Source organism: Streptomyces sp. LaBMicrA B280 (assembly GCF_049222185.1).
In the GTDB taxonomy this organism is placed as follows: Bacteria; Actinomycetota; Actinomycetes; order Streptomycetales; family Streptomycetaceae; genus Streptomyces; species Streptomyces murinus.
The window spans coordinates 40,064-56,804 of sequence record NZ_JBMJCT010000032.1 but is presented as its reverse complement, the minus strand read 5'-3'; the positions used below and the strand labels follow the sequence as shown (position 1 = coordinate 56,804).

Genomic DNA, 16,741 nt, shown 5'->3' with positions numbered 1-16,741 from the left:
GGTCGTCGATGAACACGTACAGTGCCGCCAGAAGGGCGTCCAGGTTTGTCTTCACACACTGACCAACGGGCGCCCTTCGCCATGGTCGCGACCAGCACACACATCGGACTCACTCATCTAGGGCGGGCCGCCCGGGTCCGGATCCGGCGCCGGGTGGGGCCATGGGTCCTTTCCCGCGGTGTCATCGGCCCCCCTTGCGCTACCCGAAGGCGGCGCAGGGGGCGCTGCGATACTGCCCGCCATGACAGCCACCTCCGACGGGCCGACGGTCCCGTTCTCCCGCATCAAGGTCCGTACGGGTGCCCTCGTCTTCTGCGGCGACGAGGTCGCCCTCATCCGCCGGGACCGCGCCGACTCCGTCCACTACACCCCGCCCGGCGGTAACGTGGAGGAGGGCGAGGACCTGCGGCAGGCCCTGCGCAGGGAACTCGCCGAGGAACTCGACCTGGACATCGACCTCGCCGACGGCGGCGACCTGATGTGGGTGGTCGACCAACGGGTCACCCGCCCGGGCCCGACCCCGCCGCCGCGCAAGCTGCACCTGATCTACCGGCTCCACATCACCCCCGAACTCCGCGCCACCCTCGCCGAGCGGGAACTGGACGAACTCCCCGACGGCCGCCATGAGATCGGCATCGTCGAATGGGTCGACTACCGCAAGACCGCCGCCCTGCCCGTCTTCCCGCCCCTCGGACCCGCGCTGGCGGCGCTGGACCACCCCCGCGCCGCCGTCGGTGACGCCGCCCTGGACGCCGTCACCGACGAGAACTACACCTGGGTGTGAGCGAGGCCGCCGTCAGGGCAGTTCGACGGAACGACCCTCGCCCAGGATCCCGTACCCCACCCGGGCCCCCGCGGCCGTGATCTCCGCGACCGTCCAGTCCCCGGCGAGGGCGCGCCCCTTCGTCACGTGCTCCTTCGTCACGTGCTCCTTCGTCACGTGCTCCTTCGTCACGTGCTCCTTCGCCGCGGTCGCGCCGAGCCCAGCCGCCGGGTACGCCGCGACGAGCCGCCGTTCGGAGTCCTTCCGCCACGCCGTGCTGTCATCGAGAACGCTGAATTCTGTCACCCGGCGCACTCATCACGTTGCCAGACGCTCGAACGCCGTCGCACTCAAACTGGCGACAATATGAAGAGGTCTCCCTTCGCAGGACAGGCGGGCTGTCCGCGCGTGCTACCCCGAGGAGTGACGACGCAGATGGGCGTGTACAGCGAGCAGTACCAGCGCGGCATCAGCGACCCTGAGGGCTTCTGGGCCGCCGCCGCCACCGCGCTGACCTGGCACGAGGAGCCGTCACAGATCCTGGACGACACACGGGCGCCCTTCTACCGGTGGTTCCCGGACGGGAGGATCAACACCTGCTTCAACGCGCTGGACCGGCATGTGGACGCCGGCCACGGCGACCGTACGGCGCTGATCCACGACAGCCCCGTCACCGGCACCACGACCTCGTACACCTACGCCGAACTCCGGCGGCGCACCGCGCGGTTCGCGGGTGTGCTGCGCGCGCTGGGCGTCGGCCGGGGCGACCGCGTCGTCATCTACATGCCGATGGTCCCCGAGGCGGTCGTCGCCATGCTGGCCTGCGCCCGGCTGGGCGCGGTCCACTCCGTCGTCTTCGGCGGATTCGCGCCGCGTGAACTCGCCCTGCGCATCGACGACGCCCGCCCCAAGGCCGTGGTGTCCGCCTCCTGCGGCATCGAGGGCGGCCGCGCGATCCCCTACAAGCCGCTGCTCGACGAGGCGCTGCGCCTGGCCACGTACCGGCCCGACAACAGCGTGATCCTCCAGCGCCCCGAGGCCCGCGCCGAACTGTCCGAGCGCGACGTGGACTGGGACGAGGCGATGGCCGCCGCCGCACCGGCCGACTGTGTCCCGCTCGCCGCCACCGACCCGCTCTACATCCTGTACACCTCGGGCACCACGGGCCGCCCCAAGGGCGTGGTGCGCGACAACGGCGGCCACGCGGTCGCGCTCGCCTGGAGCATGGCCAACGTCTACGACATCGGACCGGGCGACGTCTGGTGGGCCGCCTCCGACGTGGGCTGGGTCGTCGGACACTCGTACATCGTCTACGCCCCGCTGCTCGTCGGCGCCACCAGCGTCCTCTACGAGGGCAAGCCGGTCGGCACCCCGGACGCGGGCGCCTTCTGGCGGGTCGTCGCCGAGCACCGTGTGAAGGCGCTGCTCACCGCCCCCACCGCGATGCGCGCGATCAAGAAGCTGGACCCGGCCGCCGAACTGATGGCCGGGTACGACATGACACCGTTCCGCTGCCTGTTCCTGGCCGGTGAGCGCCTCGACCCGGACACCTACGACTGGGCCCGTACGACGCTGGGCGTGCCCGTGATCGACAACTGGTGGCAGACCGAGACGGGCTGGCCGATCGCCGCGAACCCGCGTGGCCTGGAGCCGATGGAGGTCAAGCCGGGCTCCCCGAGCGTGCCCATGCCGGGCTACGACCTGCGGATCCTCGACTTCGAGGGACACGACCGCCCGGCGGGCCAGGAGGGCGCCATCGCGCTGCGGCTGCCGCTGCCGCCCGGGACGCTGACCACCCTGTGGGGGGACGACGACCGCTATGTGGACTCGTACCTGTCCCGCTATCCCGGCTTCTACCTCACCGGCGACGGCGGATACCGCGACGAGGACGGCTATGTGTTCGTCATGGGCCGCATGGACGACGTGATCAACATCGCCGGGCACCGGCTGTCCACGGGCGCCATGGAGGAGGTCGTCGCCGCCCACCCCGATGTCGCCGAGTGCGCGGTCATCGCGGTGTACGACGCCCTCAAGGGGCAGGTGCCGCGCGCCTTCGTGGTGCTGAAGGCCACGGCCGTCCGCGACGCCGAGGAACTGGAGGCGGAGATCATTCGCGAGGTCCGCGGCCGGATCGGCCCGATCGCCGCGCTCAGGGACGTCACGGTGGTGGCGGCCCTGCCGAAGACACGGTCCGGCAAGATCCTGCGCGCCTCCATGCGCTCGCTGGCCAACGGGGACGACGCCCCGGTGCCCGCCACCATCGACGACCCCGCCGTACTGGAATCACTGCGCCTCGCGCTGCGCAAGGAGAACTGATGCCGGATCATGGCCGCCGAGCAGGCCGCGGCACCGGTCCAGGCCGGTGCTGCTCCTGATGAAGCGGGCCACCCCCACGCCGTGCGCGGCCCCATGCCCTGAAGAACGCCCTCGGTACGATCATCAGCATCATCCGTTCCGAGGAGTCCGGCTCAGTGACCGTCGCCCCACCGCCCCGCGCCGCCACCGGCGTTCTTCCGATGCAGACGCTGACCCGCCTGGAGTGCGACGAGCAGTTGTCGGCCCTGCTCTGGCGGGCGGGAGCCGGCTGGCGGATGATCAGCAGCGCGGTGCTCGGCGGGGGCATCGGCGAGCGTTCCTGGGTCCTCAACGCCCAGGTCTCGCACGGCTACAGCCGCACCGACCCCGACGCCCATCTCGCGGGCCTCGCCCATGACGCCGGGACGCGGGGGCCCGGTGTCGGACTGATGACGGCCGCCGACGTCCTCCGGCACGGCCGCGCCCATGACGACGGCGTGGCGGCGGTGGTCACCGCGGGCCTCGGCGTCCACGGCTGGGCCGCCGCCCCCGCCCCCGGCACACCCCTGCCGCCCACCCCCGGCACCATCAACATCATCGCCGCCGTCCCCGCCGCACTGACCGACGCCGCCCTGGTCAACGCGGTCACCACCGTCACCGAGGCCAAGGTCCAGGCCCTCCTCGACTCCGGCTACGACTGCTCCGGCACCCCCACGGACGCGGTGTGCATCGCCGCCCGAACCCCCCGGCCCGGCGAGGAGCCACAGGCTTTCGCCGGTCCCCGCTCCCTGTGGGGCGCCCGGCTGGCCCGCGCGGTTCATGCCGCGGTGTGCGCGGCCGTGGAGCCGGTTCGCGGTGGATCCCGCGCGTCGGCCACCGCCGCGGCGGACCCCCGCCGACGCGGCTCAGTCCCGTGTCAGCAGCATCCGTGACATTCCCGCCGTGACCAGGAGCAGCGCGCCGACGGCCAGCAGCCCGACGCGCATGCCGGGGAGTGAGAAGCCGCCGTCGGAACCGGCGAGCAGGCCGCCGAAGAGGGCGACGGCCAGGGCGCCGCCCAGTTGCCGGAGGGAATTGAGCAGGCCCGAGGCCGTTCCCGCGCGTTCCGCCGGGACCGCGTCGATCAGCAGCGCGGTCAGCGCGGGCACCGCGACCGCGCCGCCCATGCTCAGCGGCAGCAGCAGGACCAGGACCAGCCACACCGGGGTGTCCCCGGCCAGCGGCAGCATGGCCAGCATCGCGGCGGTGAAGACCAGTTGGCCGACGACGATCACCGACCGCCGCCCGAACCGCTCCGCGAGACGCGGTGAGACCAGGTTCGTCGCCGTCACCACCGCCGACATCGGCACGAACATCAGCCCGGCCGCCGTCGCCGACATCCCCCGCAACTGCTGGTAGTACAGCCCGAGCAGGAAGATCCCGCCGTAGAAGGCGGCGTTGACGGCGAAACCGACCGCGAGCGGCACGGCCACCCGGCGCTCCCTCAGCAGCGCCGGTGGAATCATGGGCTGACGGTGCCGGGACTCCACCACGCGGAACACGGATCCGGCGCCGACGGCGAGCGCGCCCGCGCCCAGCACGGGCAGGCTGGTCCAGCCCAGATGACCGCCCTCGATCACCGCGACGGCAAGCCCGGCCAGGGCCAGCACGGCGGTCAACTGGCCGAACCCGTCCAGCGCGGCGGGCCGGCGCGGCGAGCGCGGCACCCGTATCAGCAGGCCGAGAATCACCGCGCCCACCGGGAGGTTGAGCAGGAACACCGCCCGCCAGCCCGCCGACTCGGTGAGCAGCCCGCCCAGTACCGGACCCGCGGCCATCGCCACCGAGCCGCCGACGGTCCACAGCGCGATGGCCCGCGCACGCTTCCTGCTGTCCTCGTGCGCCTGCCGGATCAGCGCCAGCGAGGCCGGCATCACGACCGCGGCGGCCCCGCCCTGCGCCACCCGCGCGGCGACCAGCACACCGATCCCGGGCGCCAGCGCGCAGCCGAGGGAGGCCAGGGTGAACAGGGCGACACCCCAGGCGTAGGCGCGCCGGGCACCCGCGCGGTCGGCGACGGCACCGGCCGAGAGCATCAGGGCGGCGAACATCAGCGTGTACGCGTCCACCACCCACTGGAGCCCCGCCATCCCGCCGTCGAGGGACTCCCGGATCGAGGGCAACGCGATGTTCACCGCCGACACATCGATGGTGATCACGGTGAACCCGAGCAGCGCGGCGACCAGCGCGACCCCGGCCCGCCGGGGACCCTCGGCACCGGCGCCCGCCTCGGCTGGTCGGGCCCGGTCCGGCTGTCGTCGTCGTACCTCGGGCAGCGGCGAGCCCGGCGCGTGCCCCTGGCCGGTGGTGGCGGTCGGGGACGGGGGAGGGGTGCCCGGCATGGTGGCCTCCTGGAGGTCAGGCACGGTCGACGGTGTCCGTCGGGGACGAATCGGCGGGCGGCCACGAACGCCGGGACCGCGGTCCGGTGTCACGCACCCCCTGGGTTCCACGCCGTCGGGCCGCCCGCTCCGGGATCAACTCTGCGCCTGTACGGCGGCGTTCGGCAGACCGCGCCGTACCCGGGGTGCGGCGTTCCAGGCCCTGACACGGCCCCCCAACACCCCCCTACCCCTGCCACAATTGATCGAATGGGAGCACCAACAGACGTACGGGGTACCGAACTCGGCAGATATCTGAAAGCCCGCAGGGCGCGGATCCGTCCGGAGGACGTCGGCCTCCCCAGCGGCGCGGGTCTGCGCCGCACCCCCGGACTGCGCCGGGAGGAACTGGCCGCGCTGGCAGGCGTGAGCGTGGACTACTACATCCGCCTCGAACGCGGCCGTGAGACCAACCCCTCGACCGCCGTCGTCGACGCCCTCGGCCGGGCCCTGCGGCTGCGCGGCGACGGCTACGAACGCCTCCATGAACTGGCCGAGTTGGCCTCCGGCCGTACCTCGGAGCTTCCGGCCTGCGCGGACCACACCGTCCGCGATTCCGTCCTGCGCCTGCTGGAATCGGTACGCCCGCTGCCCGCCTACGTCGTGAGCCGCTACAACCGCGTCCTGGCCGCCAACCCGCCGGGCCGACGGCTGCTGCCCGGCCTGTGGGACTGGCCGGAACACCAGCGCAACGTGACCCGTTACCTCTTCCTCCACCCGATGGGCAGGACGCTCTACGAACCCTGGGAGGACACCGTCGCCCTCTCGGTCGCGCATCTGCGGGCCGTCGCAGGAGCCGACCCGGACAACCCCGAACTGACCACTCTGGTCGGCGAACTGGTGCTGAAATCCCCGGAGTTCGCCCGGCTGTGGGAGCGGTACGACGTCTGCGAGCGGGGCGGCGGCCAGAAGAACTTCCGGCACCCCGAGGCCGGACCCATGACCCTGACCTACGAGGTCATGCGGATGGCACGGACGGGCGGTCAGCGGATGGTCGTCTACCAGGCGGCCCCCGGCACCGCCGACGAAGCGGCCATGCTCAGGCTGGAGGACCGGGAAGTCGCGGCCCCGGCCGGAGGGCGAACCCGAAGCCGAACGCCTGAACACCTGAACTGCTGAACACCTGAACCGGTCAGTGCCTGCCGCGGTGCATCCGCCGCGCCCAGCGCTGATGACGGCTGACCGGCGGGGCGGCGGGCGCGGGTTCCTCGGGGCCGGGTTCCGCGGCGGCGCGCGGCGGTGGCGCGCTGTCCTGGGGTGGGCGGAGTCCCTCGGTCGAGTAGCGGGTGGTCGCGATGCTGTCCACGATCTGCTGCTCGGTGAAGCTCTCCGAACCCGGTACATGGGGCACGAAACCTATGAGCACACCGTCACTGACGACCTCCGCGTCCAGCCCCGAGACCCCGTCGGTGTCCCACAGCGCCTCGATGCCCTCGTCCAGGACGACCCTGATCCCGAACTCGTAGACCCCGGCCTCGACGAGATGGGCCATGACCCCCCGGCCCCGCAACGCCGCCACCACGCGCTTGGCGCGATCCTCGTCCATAACGGCCGCATCCCTTCGAGATCGGGCCTTCTGTCTGTTGCTTGCCCGCGCTTTCCGGTCTAGCAAGGGCCGTGGCGATCCGAAACCGTCTTTAACGCGAATTTTGCAGAGAAATAGGGGGATTTTCGGCGGGGTGGCGCGGGGTCTGCCGCCCGTCGGCACGGAAAGCGGCCCCGTGACCGACCCGTGACGCTCGTACCGATACTGAGACATTCCGAACGCAAGATCGGGGGCAGGCTCAAGTCGACCATGGTCCTGGCGGAGAACACCCGCCGGGCCATTGCACGACAAGGAGTGTTCGTATGAGCAAGAAGCACGCATTCGCCGCCGTGGCCGCACTCGCGCTGGCGGTCACCGCGGGCGGGGGAATCGCCGTGGCCGCACCCACGACCGCCAAGAGCGTCGCGCCCTCGGCCTGTCGTCCGGCCAACCACACGGCGACGATCGCCCCGGCGCCCGCCAGCTCGGGGCACAGCCACTATCGCGTGACCCTGACCGCCCCGCGCGGGTACGAGTCGTGCGTGCTGGCCGGTTCGCCCACCGGCGTACGGTTCTCGAACCACGGCAAGCAGACCGGTGTCGCCGCCGGGCACTACGGCGACCAGACGACGAAGGTCACCTTCGGTCCGGGACACCCGGTGCACTTCGACATCCAGGTTCCGAACCTGCACCGGGGCACGGCCTCGGACGAGGCGTCGTTCACGCTCCGGGCCCCGGGCGGTGAGATCCCCGGCACGTCCTTCGCCGAGGGCAAGTTCTCCGTCGCCTCCGGCACCCTGATCGGCCCGGTCCAGCGCGGCGCCTGACCGACACCGCAGGAAAACCCCGAGTGTCCCGCGGCAGCACGGCCGCGGGACACTCGGGCGTTGCGGAGAGGGCAGGATTTGAACCTGCGTGGACCCTTGCGGATCCGACCTCGAGACGCGCTCGCCGGTCCCCGATAAGCCACTCCGGGCACCTCTCCTCGTTCCCGGTTCCCGGTCTGGCGGGCCCCGTTCACATGAAGAAGAGTGACAGACCCGGCTGACGCGGGACTGACGCGCACGGCTTGCGGGCGGGGGCTCACAGGCGGGCCTTCATGCTCTCGCAGACCCCGTGCACGTCCTTGATCTCGAAGTCGCCCTCGGCGCCGCGGAGTACACCGCGGTAGCGCCCGAAGAGCTGGAAGTAGTCGACCGCGAAGAGACCGAGGTTGTGCTTCACCTGCTTACGGCCCTCCGGCTCGAAGACGACATCGAGGCGGCCGTCCCGGGAGGCGATGCGCCAGACGGCCGACGGATCGGCCGACGCGGGCTCGAAGACGATGTCACCGAGCGGCTCGCACCGGCCCGGCGTCCACAGACAGGACTCCTCCGGCTCCCCGGCCAGTTCGGGCCGCGCCGCGAAGTTGGCCCCGACGACCGGCCCGGCGTCCGTCGACGTCGCGAACGTGCCCCAGACCCACGTGGTCCGGTACGGCAGCAGCGAGCGGTGCTCATCGAGTACCGCCAGATCGCGATCCGGCTCGAAGACGACCTCGGCGTCGCCGACACGGAGCACTCCGGAGGCGGGGAAGGCGGCCTTGTGCGTGTACATGCTCCCGCCCGGCAACCGCGAGCTCACCGAGAGCGGAGCGGTGGCCGCCTCGGCGTCGAGTTCGAGTGCACCGCGGACGGCCGGGGCCTTCGCCGTCCCGGCGATGTCGATCTCGATGCGATGCCGCGCCGACGTACGCGAAAAGGAATAGGCGACCCGATACCCGTCACGCTCGAACCGGCAGGCGCCCTCCAGCAGTTCGGCGGGCAACAGGGCGCTGCCACCGGCCGCGTTGGCGGCGTGCTGGTGCAGCACGCCGCCCGCCCTGTCATAGGCGTAGATCTCCGAACTGGCGAGATAGTGCGCGTCCTGGATGATCAGCGACGAGTACCACCGCGGATGCGACAGCGTGAACCCGACCCACTCCTTGAGCCGCACCTTCTTCAACCGCCGTGCGAGCCCGCCGTACGCCTCGAGCGGATCGACGACGGCGGGCCGGTCGGCCAGTCGGCCCCAATGCCGAATACCGTCCTCGACCAGGCGTTCAGGGGTGGGCATGGCGGGTAGTCTGCCCAGGCCCCGGCGCCGGGTCAACAGCCGCTCGGCATCGGTCGGTCGTGCCGGGCCGCCCCACGCGGAACACACCGGGCGGAGCCGGTCAGCCCACTCGGCGCGGGATTCCCAGGGGGTTCGCGTCCTGGAGTTCGGGCGGGAGGAGGTCGTCGGGCCAGTCCTGGTAGGCGATCGGGACCAGCCAGCGGTCGATCGCGGTGGCGCCCACCGAGGTGTGCAGCGGGGCCGTCGTCGAGGGCCAGGGGCCGCCGTGGTGCATGGCCCAGCAGACGGCGACGCCGGTCGGCCAGCCGTTGTGGACGAGGCGGCCCACGCGGTGCCGCAGCGCCGTCACCACCCGCGCGGCCGCCGCCGCGTCGTCGGCGATGGCGTGCACCGAGCCGGTCAGGCTGCCGGGCAGGGACGCCAGGACCTCGGTCAGCGAGTCCAGGTCCGGGTAGGTCACCACCAGTCCGGCCGGGCCGAAGCACTCCTCGGCCAGGGCGTCCAGCCGGTCCGCGAAGGACTTCAGGGACAGCCGCCATACGCGCGGGGCCACCGCGAAGGAGTCGCCGCCCGCGCTTCCGGAAGCCAGCCGGACGAGGTCCGCGGCCTCGTCCAACTCGGCGACCCTGGACCGGTATCCGTCCCGGATCCGGGATGTGAGCATCGCCCCGGTCGTGGCCGCGCCGACCGTGGCCGCGACGGCGTCCACCAGCGCGCCGCCCTCGGGGACGAACAGCAGCCCCGGGTTGGTGCAGAACTGGCCGGTGCCCAGGGTGAGCGACTGCGCGTACCCCTCCGCGATCTCCCGGGCGCGTTCGGCCGCGGCGCCGGGGAGGACCACCACCGGGTTCACGCTGCCGAGTTCGCCGTAGAACGGGATCGGCTCCGGGCGGGCGGCGGCTAGGTCGTACAGGGCGCGCCCGCCGGACTGCGAGCCGGTGAAGCCGGCAGCCTTGACGGCCGGGTGGCTCACCAGCGCCGCACCGGCCTCGAAACCGGTGACGAGCCCGAGGACACCCTCGGGCGCGCCCGCCTCGCGCAGCGCCCCGGCGACGATGCGCGCGACCGCCGCCGAGGTCGCCGGATGGCCCTCGTGCGCCTTGACGACCACCGGGCAGCCGGCCGCGAGCGCCGAGGCCGTGTCGCCGCCCGCCACGGAGAAGGCGAAGGGGAAGTTGGAGGCGCTGAACACCGCCACCGGCCCGATCGCCTGCCGCATCCGGCGGATGTCGGGACGTCCCGTGGCCGGTTCGGCCGGGGTGAGTACGGCCTGTACATGGCCGCCGTCGCGCAGCACCTCGGCGAACAGGCGCAGCTGGCCACTGGTGCGGCCCACCTCACCGGTCAGCCTGGCCTCGCCGAGCGCGGTCTCGGCGTCGGCGACGGCGACCAGTTCGTCGCGGGCCGCGTCCAGCGCGTCGGCGGCGGCTTCGAGGGCCCGGGCCCGGTCGGCGGCGGGCACCGCGGACCAGAGGGGGAACGCGTGGGCGGCGTCGCGGGCCGCGGCGTCGACGTCCTCCGCGGTGGACACGGCGACCGGATCGCCGACGGGCTCACCGGTACGCGGGCTGATTCCCCGCAGCGGGGCGGACATGGTGTCGGTCATCGATCGAACCTCCGGTTCGAACAGAGCGGTGGATGGTGGACTCACGGGGGAACAAGACGAGTCGGGCGCGACGTCAGCCGTTCGCACCCGTGTCGTCCGTGTCGTCCGTGTCGTCCATGTCGTCCGTGTCGTCATCCGCGTCCAGTGAAGGCGAGCAGAACGCTCCGCCCAAGTAGATCTCGTCCAACGGGTCATGACGGCCTTCGAGTTCCCCGGCGAAGCGCTCGGCGTCGTCCTGCGGCTCGTAGCCCAGCGCGCGAGCCTCGTCCAGTGAGAACCAGCGGCGGGTGTTGTCCGAGACGCCCCACACCACACGGAACCCCGGCGAGGGCGCCGCGATCAGCGCCTCCATCAGGCGGGCGCAGTCGTCAGGGGAGAGCCATGTGGCCAACTGCCGGGTCGCGATGGGGCGTTCGAAGCAACCGCCGATACGGACGCAGACCACGTCCAGACCGTAGCGGTCGTGGTAGAGGCTGCCCAGTGCCTCGGCGGCCACCTTGCTCACGCCGTAGTAGGTGTCGGGGCGGGGGAAGAGGTAGTCGGGCGCCTCGTCCTCGCTCCGGGGGTAGAACCCCACCGCATGGCTGCTGCTCGCGATGAGCACCCGGGGCACGCCCGCCCGGCGGGCCGCTTCGAGGACCGTGCGGGTGCCGTTGATGTTGATGTCGAGGATCTCGTCCCACGGCCCCTCGACACTCAGCCCGCCGAGGTGGATCACCGCGTCGACGCCGGTGAGGGCCTCGCACATCGCCGGCAGGTCCGTCACCGACAGCCGCATGGTCTCCACGTCCTCGCCCTCGGCCGCCCCGGGCACCGGCGCCACGTCGAGCAGCCGCAGGGTCCGGCCCGCGCGGGCCAGCCGGGGGCGGAGCAGGGTGCCGACCCCTCCCGCGGCTCCGGTGATCACGATGCGCTGACTCACTCGCCTCATCTCCTTCGTGGCGACTTCGTTCCGGTTCCGGGCCGGTTCCGATGCGGCTCCGGGGCGGCCCGGCGTCTCCGTGGGCGTCTTGACCGTACTCCGGGGCGAGTCTTACAGTTCAAAGGCAAGTTCGCAAATGTGAAGCCTGTCTGCATATGTAGACGACGGAGTGTCCCGTGCCCATGTTCGACGGCGTGCTGTTCTTTCCGGTGACGCCCTTCGCGGCGTCCGGGCGGGTCGACCGGGAGGTGCTCGCCGAGCATCTGCGTCGCGGCCTGGCCGCCGGCCCCGGCGGGGTCTTCGTCGCCTGCGGCACGGGCGAGTTCCACGCGCTGGGCCCCGAGGAGTACGGCGAGGCGGTGCGCACCGCGGTGGAGACCGTGGCCGGTCGCGTCCCGGTGTACGCCGGCACCGGCGGCCCGCTGCCGCTGGCCCGTGAGTACGCGCGCATCGCCCGGGACGCGGGCGCCGACGGCCTGCTCCTGCTGCCGCCCTACCTGGTCCAGGCCCCGGCGGCCGGACTCGCCGCCTACGTGCGCGAGGTCGCGGACGCCGGTGATCTGCCGCTCATCGTCTACAACCGCTCCAACGCCCGCTTCGACGCCGAGACCGCCGCGCAACTGGCCCGCCACGACAAGGTGGTCGGCTTCAAGGACGGTGTCGGCGACCTCGACCGGCTGTCCCGCGTCGTGACCGCCGTACGCCATGAACTCGCGGGCACCGGCAAGGAGTTCCAGTTCTTCAACGGCATGCCCACCGCCGAGGTGACCGTCCCCGCGTACCGCGGCATCGGCGTCACCCTGTACTCCTCAGCGGTCTTCTGCTTCGCCCCCGGGATCTCCAACGCCTTCTACCAGGCGGTCGAGAAGGGGGACGCGGCCCAAGTGGAGCGGCTGCAAAGGGAGTTCTTCCATCCGCTCGTGGCCCTGCGCGACCTGGTCCCGGGCTACGCCGTCTCGCTGGTCAAGGCCGGCGTGCGCCAACAGGGCCTGGACGTCGGCGGGGTGCGGCCCCCACTGGTCGACCCGGCCCCCGAACACCTCGACGCCCTGCGCCGGATCACCGACGCGGGCCTGGCCCTGGTGGAGGACTTCGCCCGATGAGCGACGCGATCCGCATCACCGACGTCACCCTCACCCCCGTCGCCTTCCGCGACCCGGCCCTGCTCAACGCGGTCGGCGTGCACGAGCCGTACGCGCTGCGCGCCGTCCTGGAGGTGCACACCGATCAGGGGATCACCGGCCTCGGCGAGACCTACGCCGACCAGGGCCATCTGCGCAGGCTGCGGCAGGCCGCCGACGCCCTGGTGGGCCTGGACGTCCACCGCCTGGGCCGGATGTACGCCGTGGTCACGGCCGCGCTCGGCGGGGACACCGGCAGCGACGGCCACGGCCTCACCGGCATGATCACCAGCAGCAGCACGGTGGACCGGGTCTTCTCGCCGTTCGAGGTCGCCTGCCTGGACATCCAGGGCAAGGCCGCCGGGCGCCCGGTCTCCGACCTGCTCGGCGGCGCCGTACGGGACCAAGTGCCGTTCAGTGCCTACCTGTTCTACAAATGGGTGGCACACCCCGGCGGCGCGCCCGACTCCTGGGGCGAGGCGCTCGACCCCGACGGCATCGTCGCGCAGGCCCGGCGCATGATCGACGACTACGGGTTCACGGCCATCAAGCTCAAGGGCGGTGTCTTCCGGCCCGAGGAGGAGATCGAGGCGGTCCGCGCCCTGCGCGAGGCATTCCCCGACCGGCCGCTGCGACTCGACCCGAACGCCGCCTGGACGGTGGACACTTCACTGATGGTCGCCCGCGAGCTCGACGGCGTCCTCGAATACCTGGAGGACCCCACGCCGGGACAGCAAGGCATGGCCCGGGTCGCCCGCGAGGCGCCCATGCCGCTCGCCACGAACATGTGCGTGGTCGCCTTCGACGAACTCAAGCCCGCCGTGGCCCTGGACGCGGTCCAGGTCGTGCTCTCCGACCACCACTACTGGGGCGGCCTCCAGCGCTCGAAGGTGCTCGCCGGGATCTGCGACACGTTCGAGCTGGGCCTGTCCATGCACTCCAACTCGCATCTCGGCATCAGCCTTGCCGCGATGACCCATCTGGCCGCGGCCACGCCGAATCTGACGTACGCCTGCGACACCCACTGGCCGTGGAAGACCGAGGAGGTCGTCGCACCGGGCGCCCTGGAGTTCCGCGACGGCTCCGTCGCCGTACCCACCGCCCCGGGGCTCGGCGTCGAACTCGACCCCGACGCGCTGGCCCGCCTGCACGAGCAGTACCTCTCCTGCGGGCTGCGCGACCGCGACGACACCGGATACATGCGGCGTATCGATCCGTCGTACGAGAAGAAGGTCCCGCGCTGGTGAGGTCCCCGGCCTGAGGGGCCCGTACAGGGCATTGACGTGCGGAACGGGCCTCAGCGGATGCCGTTGCGCCGCAGCGTCCCCGCCAGCGCCGCGGCATGCCGGGTGACCGCCTCCGCGACCCGTTCGATCTCCTGGTCCGTCGCATGGTCCAGCGGGATCGAGCAGCTGATCGCGTCGGTCGCCGGGATGCGGTACGACACCGTCGCGGCGACGCAGCACAGGCCGGGCGTGTTCTGCTCGCTCTCCAGCGCCCAGCCGCGAGTCTGCGTCTGCTCCAGCTCCTCACGCAGGGCCGGGCGGCGGGTGACCGTGTGCGGGGTGAGCGCCTCCAGGGGCTGCTCGGACAGCAGCGCGTCCACCTCCCGCGCGGTCAGCTCGGAGAGCAGCGCCTTGCCCAACGCCGTCGCGTGTGCCGGGAGTTGGCGGCCCACCCGGGAGGTCAGCCGACGGGAGTCCGTGGCCTCGCGGGTGGCGAGGTAGATGACGTTCGTGTCGACCAGGCGGGCGTAATGGGTGGTGTAGCCGACATCCGCGCGCAACCGCTCGATCTGGCGCACCGCGTGCGGCAGCGCCGGGTCCCGGTCCAGGTACGCCGTGCCGCACAGCAGGGCGCGCGGACCGATGCCGAATCCGGCCGCCTCGCCGCCCTCCTCGACCTCGATCCACTTGAGCGCCACCAGGGTGCGCAGCAGCGCGTACAGACTGGAGCGCGGGTATCCGGTGAGCTCCTGGAGCCGGCCCAGGGTGAGCCGCTCCGGTGCGGCCGAGAGCACCTCCATGATCTGGACGGTGCGTTCCGCCGACTTCACCGGCCCGCGCCCGGTGTCACCTGTCCCGGTCATGCGTGCCACCTCATTCCGGCCTCTCGACCGTCAACTCGGGCTTTCCTGACCGCAGTCGGCGCCCCCGCCGCGCCGAGCACGGCGCCTTCTCCCTGTCGCGTCAACGAAAACCTCCCGAAACATTGACCGCCCCTGTGCGCCAGGCTAACGTGCGCGCTGAAAAGCATGGATGAGAACTGAGTCTACATACGTAGACGCCTTGGTCAAGTCGAGCTTCCGTCCGTGCCGATGAAGGCCGGGGCCGTCGGCGCTCATCGACGGCCCCTCGCCCCTGTACCGCCCTACCGTTCGCTACCGCCGACGGCCGTCGGCATCGAGGAGTTCGCATGGCTTGGCCGGACTGGGTGGCCCTCGGCGGCTACTTCGTGGTGATGCTGTTCATAGGTCTCTGGTCGCACAGGCGCGTCAGCGATGTGAGCGACTACTTCACCGGCGGCGGCCGGATGCCCTGGTGGCTGTCCGGGATCTCCCACCACATGTCGGGCTACAGCGCCGCGGTGTTCGTCGCCTACGCGGCGGTCGCCTACAGCTACGGCATCACCATCTACATCTGGGCGTTCCTGCCGCTCGCCCTCGCGACCGGCGTCGGCGCCTGGCTGTTCGCCCCGCGCTGGAACCGGCTGCGCCGCCGCTACGACGTCGCCTCACCGCTCGAATACCTGGCCCGCCGGTACAACATCGCCACCCAGCAGGCGCTGGCCTGGAGCGGCGCGCTGCTCAAGGTGTTCGACGTCGCCGCGAAGTGGGCCTCGGTCGCCATCCTGCTGAACGTGTTCACCGGGGTCTCGCTCGACATCGGCATCCTGATCACCGGCGTCGTCACCCTCGTCTACTGCACGGTCGGCGGCCTGTGGGCGGACGCCCTCACCGACTTCGGCCAGTTCATCATCCAGGGCGTCGCCGCACTCTCCATGGTGATCATCACGCTGGACCATGTGGGCGGCTTCTCCGGCCTCGGCCCCCTCTGGCACCGGCTGCCCGCCGGTCACACCCACCCGCTGGTCGGCCCGTACACGGCCGGGTTCCTCACCGCGTACGTGGTCGTCAAACTGTTCGAGTACAACGGCGGCATGTGGAACCTGGCCCAGCGCTACATGGCCACGGACTCCGCCCCCGCTGCCAAGCGCTCGGCCCTCCTGTCCGCGGCCCTCTATCTGATCTGGCCCGCCGTGCTGCTGTTCCCGTCCGTCGTCGGCCCGGTGCTGATGCCGCACATCGCGGACCCGCAGCAGGTGTACGCGCTGCTGGCCGAGAACCTGCTCCCGGCCGGTCTCGTCGGGCTGACCCTGGCCGGCATGTTCTCGCACACCATGGCCATGGCCTCCTCGGACGCCAATGCCATCGCCGCCGTGGTCGTCCGGGACATCATCCCGGCCGTCGCCCGCCGGGGCCGGGCGCTCGGCGCCAGGAGCGGGCTGCTCGCCGCGCGTATCTGCACCGTCGCGTTCATCGCGGTGAGCATGGTGGTCGCCATGGAGGCGAGCCACTTCGGCGGCCCGCTCGGCATCATCACCGCCCTGGTCGCCGCGGTGATGGGCCCGATCTCCATCCCGATGCTGCTCGGCCTGCTGCCCGCCTTCCGCCGCTGGGGCTCCCTGGCCGCGCTGATCTCCTGGGCCTGCGGCCTGGCGGGCTTCGTCCTGGTGAAGTACGTCCTCGACAGCACCGACCAGACCCTCACCATCGCCGCCCCGCTGGCGACCTCCCTCGTCCTGTACCTGGTCATCGGCCTGGTCCTGCCCCAGCCGTCGGCAGCCGCGGACGAGATCACGGCGGCGGTGAGCGCGGCGGCGGACATCCCCGCCCCCGAGGGACCCACACCTCCACTGATCCCCGCGACCGACTGACCGACTGACCGACGACCGAGAGCCGCCGGCCCTGCCCGGTCCAGGTCCCGGTCCAGGCC

Annotated in this window: 15 protein-coding genes and 1 pseudogene; 8 read left to right on the top strand and 8 right to left on the bottom strand. The window is 72.0% G+C overall.

Annotated elements, in window-relative coordinates:
- The first annotated feature begins 241 nt into the window (after positions 1-241).
- Positions 242-784 (top strand): NUDIX domain-containing protein, encoded by a 543-nt coding sequence (locus ACLF5H_RS24960; protein ID WP_421678262.1) that lies wholly within the window; start codon positions 242-244, stop codon positions 782-784.
- A gap of 12 nt (positions 785-796) precedes the next feature.
- On the opposite strand, the gene ACLF5H_RS24955 is transcribed toward ACLF5H_RS24960, so the two are convergent.
- The gene (locus tag ACLF5H_RS24955) at positions 797-1,069 is read right to left on the bottom strand and encodes a hypothetical protein (RefSeq protein WP_421678261.1); all 273 of its coding nucleotides are present in this window, start codon (positions 1,067-1,069) and stop codon (positions 797-799) included.
- A 129-nt stretch (positions 1,070-1,198) separates the two neighbouring features.
- Between ACLF5H_RS24955 and ACLF5H_RS24950 the strand changes: the two genes are divergently transcribed.
- Complete coding sequence (locus ACLF5H_RS24950) at positions 1,199-3,079, top strand: propionyl-CoA synthetase (protein ID WP_421678260.1); 1,881 nt, start codon at positions 1,199-1,201, stop codon at positions 3,077-3,079.
- Positions 3,080-3,279: 200 nt separating this feature from the next.
- Positions 3,280-3,990 (top strand): adenosylcobinamide amidohydrolase, encoded by a 711-nt coding sequence (locus ACLF5H_RS24945; RefSeq protein ID WP_421678266.1) that lies wholly within the window; start codon positions 3,280-3,282, stop codon positions 3,988-3,990.
- On the opposite strand, the gene ACLF5H_RS24940 is transcribed toward ACLF5H_RS24945, so the two are convergent.
- The gene (locus ACLF5H_RS24940; RefSeq protein ID WP_421678259.1) at positions 3,964-5,463 is read right to left on the bottom strand and encodes an MFS transporter; all 1,500 of its coding nucleotides are present in this window, start codon (positions 5,461-5,463) and stop codon (positions 3,964-3,966) included. The genes ACLF5H_RS24945 and ACLF5H_RS24940 overlap by 27 nt on opposite strands.
- Positions 5,464-5,688: 225 nt before the next feature.
- On the opposite strand from ACLF5H_RS24940, the gene ACLF5H_RS24935 reads away from it, so the two are divergent.
- On the top strand, positions 5,689-6,597 hold the full coding sequence (locus ACLF5H_RS24935; protein WP_421678258.1) for a helix-turn-helix domain-containing protein: 909 nt from the start codon (positions 5,689-5,691) through the stop codon (positions 6,595-6,597).
- A 13-nt stretch (positions 6,598-6,610) separates the two neighbouring features.
- On the opposite strand, the gene ACLF5H_RS24930 is transcribed toward ACLF5H_RS24935, so the two are convergent.
- Positions 6,611-7,024, bottom strand: coding sequence for a hypothetical protein (locus tag ACLF5H_RS24930; protein WP_421678257.1), 414 nt, complete (start codon positions 7,022-7,024; stop codon positions 6,611-6,613).
- A gap of 302 nt (positions 7,025-7,326) precedes the next feature.
- Here ACLF5H_RS24930 and ACLF5H_RS24925 point away from each other — a divergent pair, with 302 nt between their 5' ends.
- A complete protein-coding gene (locus ACLF5H_RS24925; protein ID WP_421678256.1) occupies positions 7,327-7,830 on the top strand; it encodes a DUF4232 domain-containing protein in 504 nt (167 codons plus the stop codon).
- 63 nt (positions 7,831-7,893) lie between these two features.
- Here the strand turns inward: ACLF5H_RS24925 and ACLF5H_RS24920 are convergent.
- The 4 genes and pseudogenes from ACLF5H_RS24920 to ACLF5H_RS24905 form a co-directional block, all read right to left on the bottom strand.
- Positions 7,894-7,988, bottom strand: a pseudogene (locus ACLF5H_RS24920).
- Between the two features lie 98 nt (positions 7,989-8,086).
- Positions 8,087-9,097: a DUF2804 domain-containing protein gene (locus ACLF5H_RS24915; RefSeq protein WP_421678255.1), complete on the bottom strand. Its 1,011-nt coding sequence runs from the start codon at positions 9,095-9,097 to the stop codon at positions 8,087-8,089.
- 100 nt (positions 9,098-9,197) lie between these two features.
- Positions 9,198-10,703 carry an aldehyde dehydrogenase (NADP(+)) gene (locus ACLF5H_RS24910; protein WP_421678254.1) on the bottom strand — a complete coding sequence of 502 codons (1,506 nt, stop codon included), beginning with the start codon at positions 10,701-10,703 and terminating at the stop codon, positions 9,198-9,200.
- A 73-nt stretch (positions 10,704-10,776) separates the two neighbouring features.
- Entirely contained in the window at positions 10,777-11,634 is an 858-nt protein-coding gene (locus ACLF5H_RS24905; RefSeq protein WP_421678253.1) for an NAD-dependent epimerase/dehydratase family protein, read from the bottom strand.
- Positions 11,635-11,807: 173 nt separating this feature from the next.
- Between ACLF5H_RS24905 and ACLF5H_RS24900 the strand changes: the two genes are divergently transcribed.
- Together ACLF5H_RS24900 and ACLF5H_RS24895 are read left to right on the top strand one after the other, a co-directional pair.
- Positions 11,808-12,728, top strand: a complete 921-nt coding sequence (locus ACLF5H_RS24900; RefSeq protein WP_421678265.1) for a 5-dehydro-4-deoxyglucarate dehydratase — start codon at positions 11,808-11,810, stop codon at positions 12,726-12,728.
- On the top strand, positions 12,725-13,993 hold the full coding sequence (locus ACLF5H_RS24895) for a glucarate dehydratase family protein (protein WP_421678252.1): 1,269 nt from the start codon (positions 12,725-12,727) through the stop codon (positions 13,991-13,993). The genes ACLF5H_RS24900 and ACLF5H_RS24895 overlap by 4 nt, the downstream gene beginning before the upstream one ends.
- A 50-nt stretch (positions 13,994-14,043) precedes the next feature.
- Here ACLF5H_RS24895 and ACLF5H_RS24890 read toward each other — a convergent pair whose 3' ends face one another.
- Complete coding sequence (locus ACLF5H_RS24890; RefSeq protein ID WP_421678251.1) at positions 14,044-14,835, bottom strand: IclR family transcriptional regulator; 792 nt, start codon at positions 14,833-14,835, stop codon at positions 14,044-14,046.
- Between the two features lie 326 nt (positions 14,836-15,161).
- Between ACLF5H_RS24890 and ACLF5H_RS24885 the strand changes: the two genes are divergently transcribed.
- Positions 15,162-16,682 carry a sodium:solute symporter family protein gene (locus ACLF5H_RS24885; RefSeq protein WP_421678250.1) on the top strand — a complete coding sequence of 507 codons (1,521 nt, stop codon included), beginning with the start codon at positions 15,162-15,164 and terminating at the stop codon, positions 16,680-16,682.
- Positions 16,683-16,741: the final 59 nt, after the last annotated feature.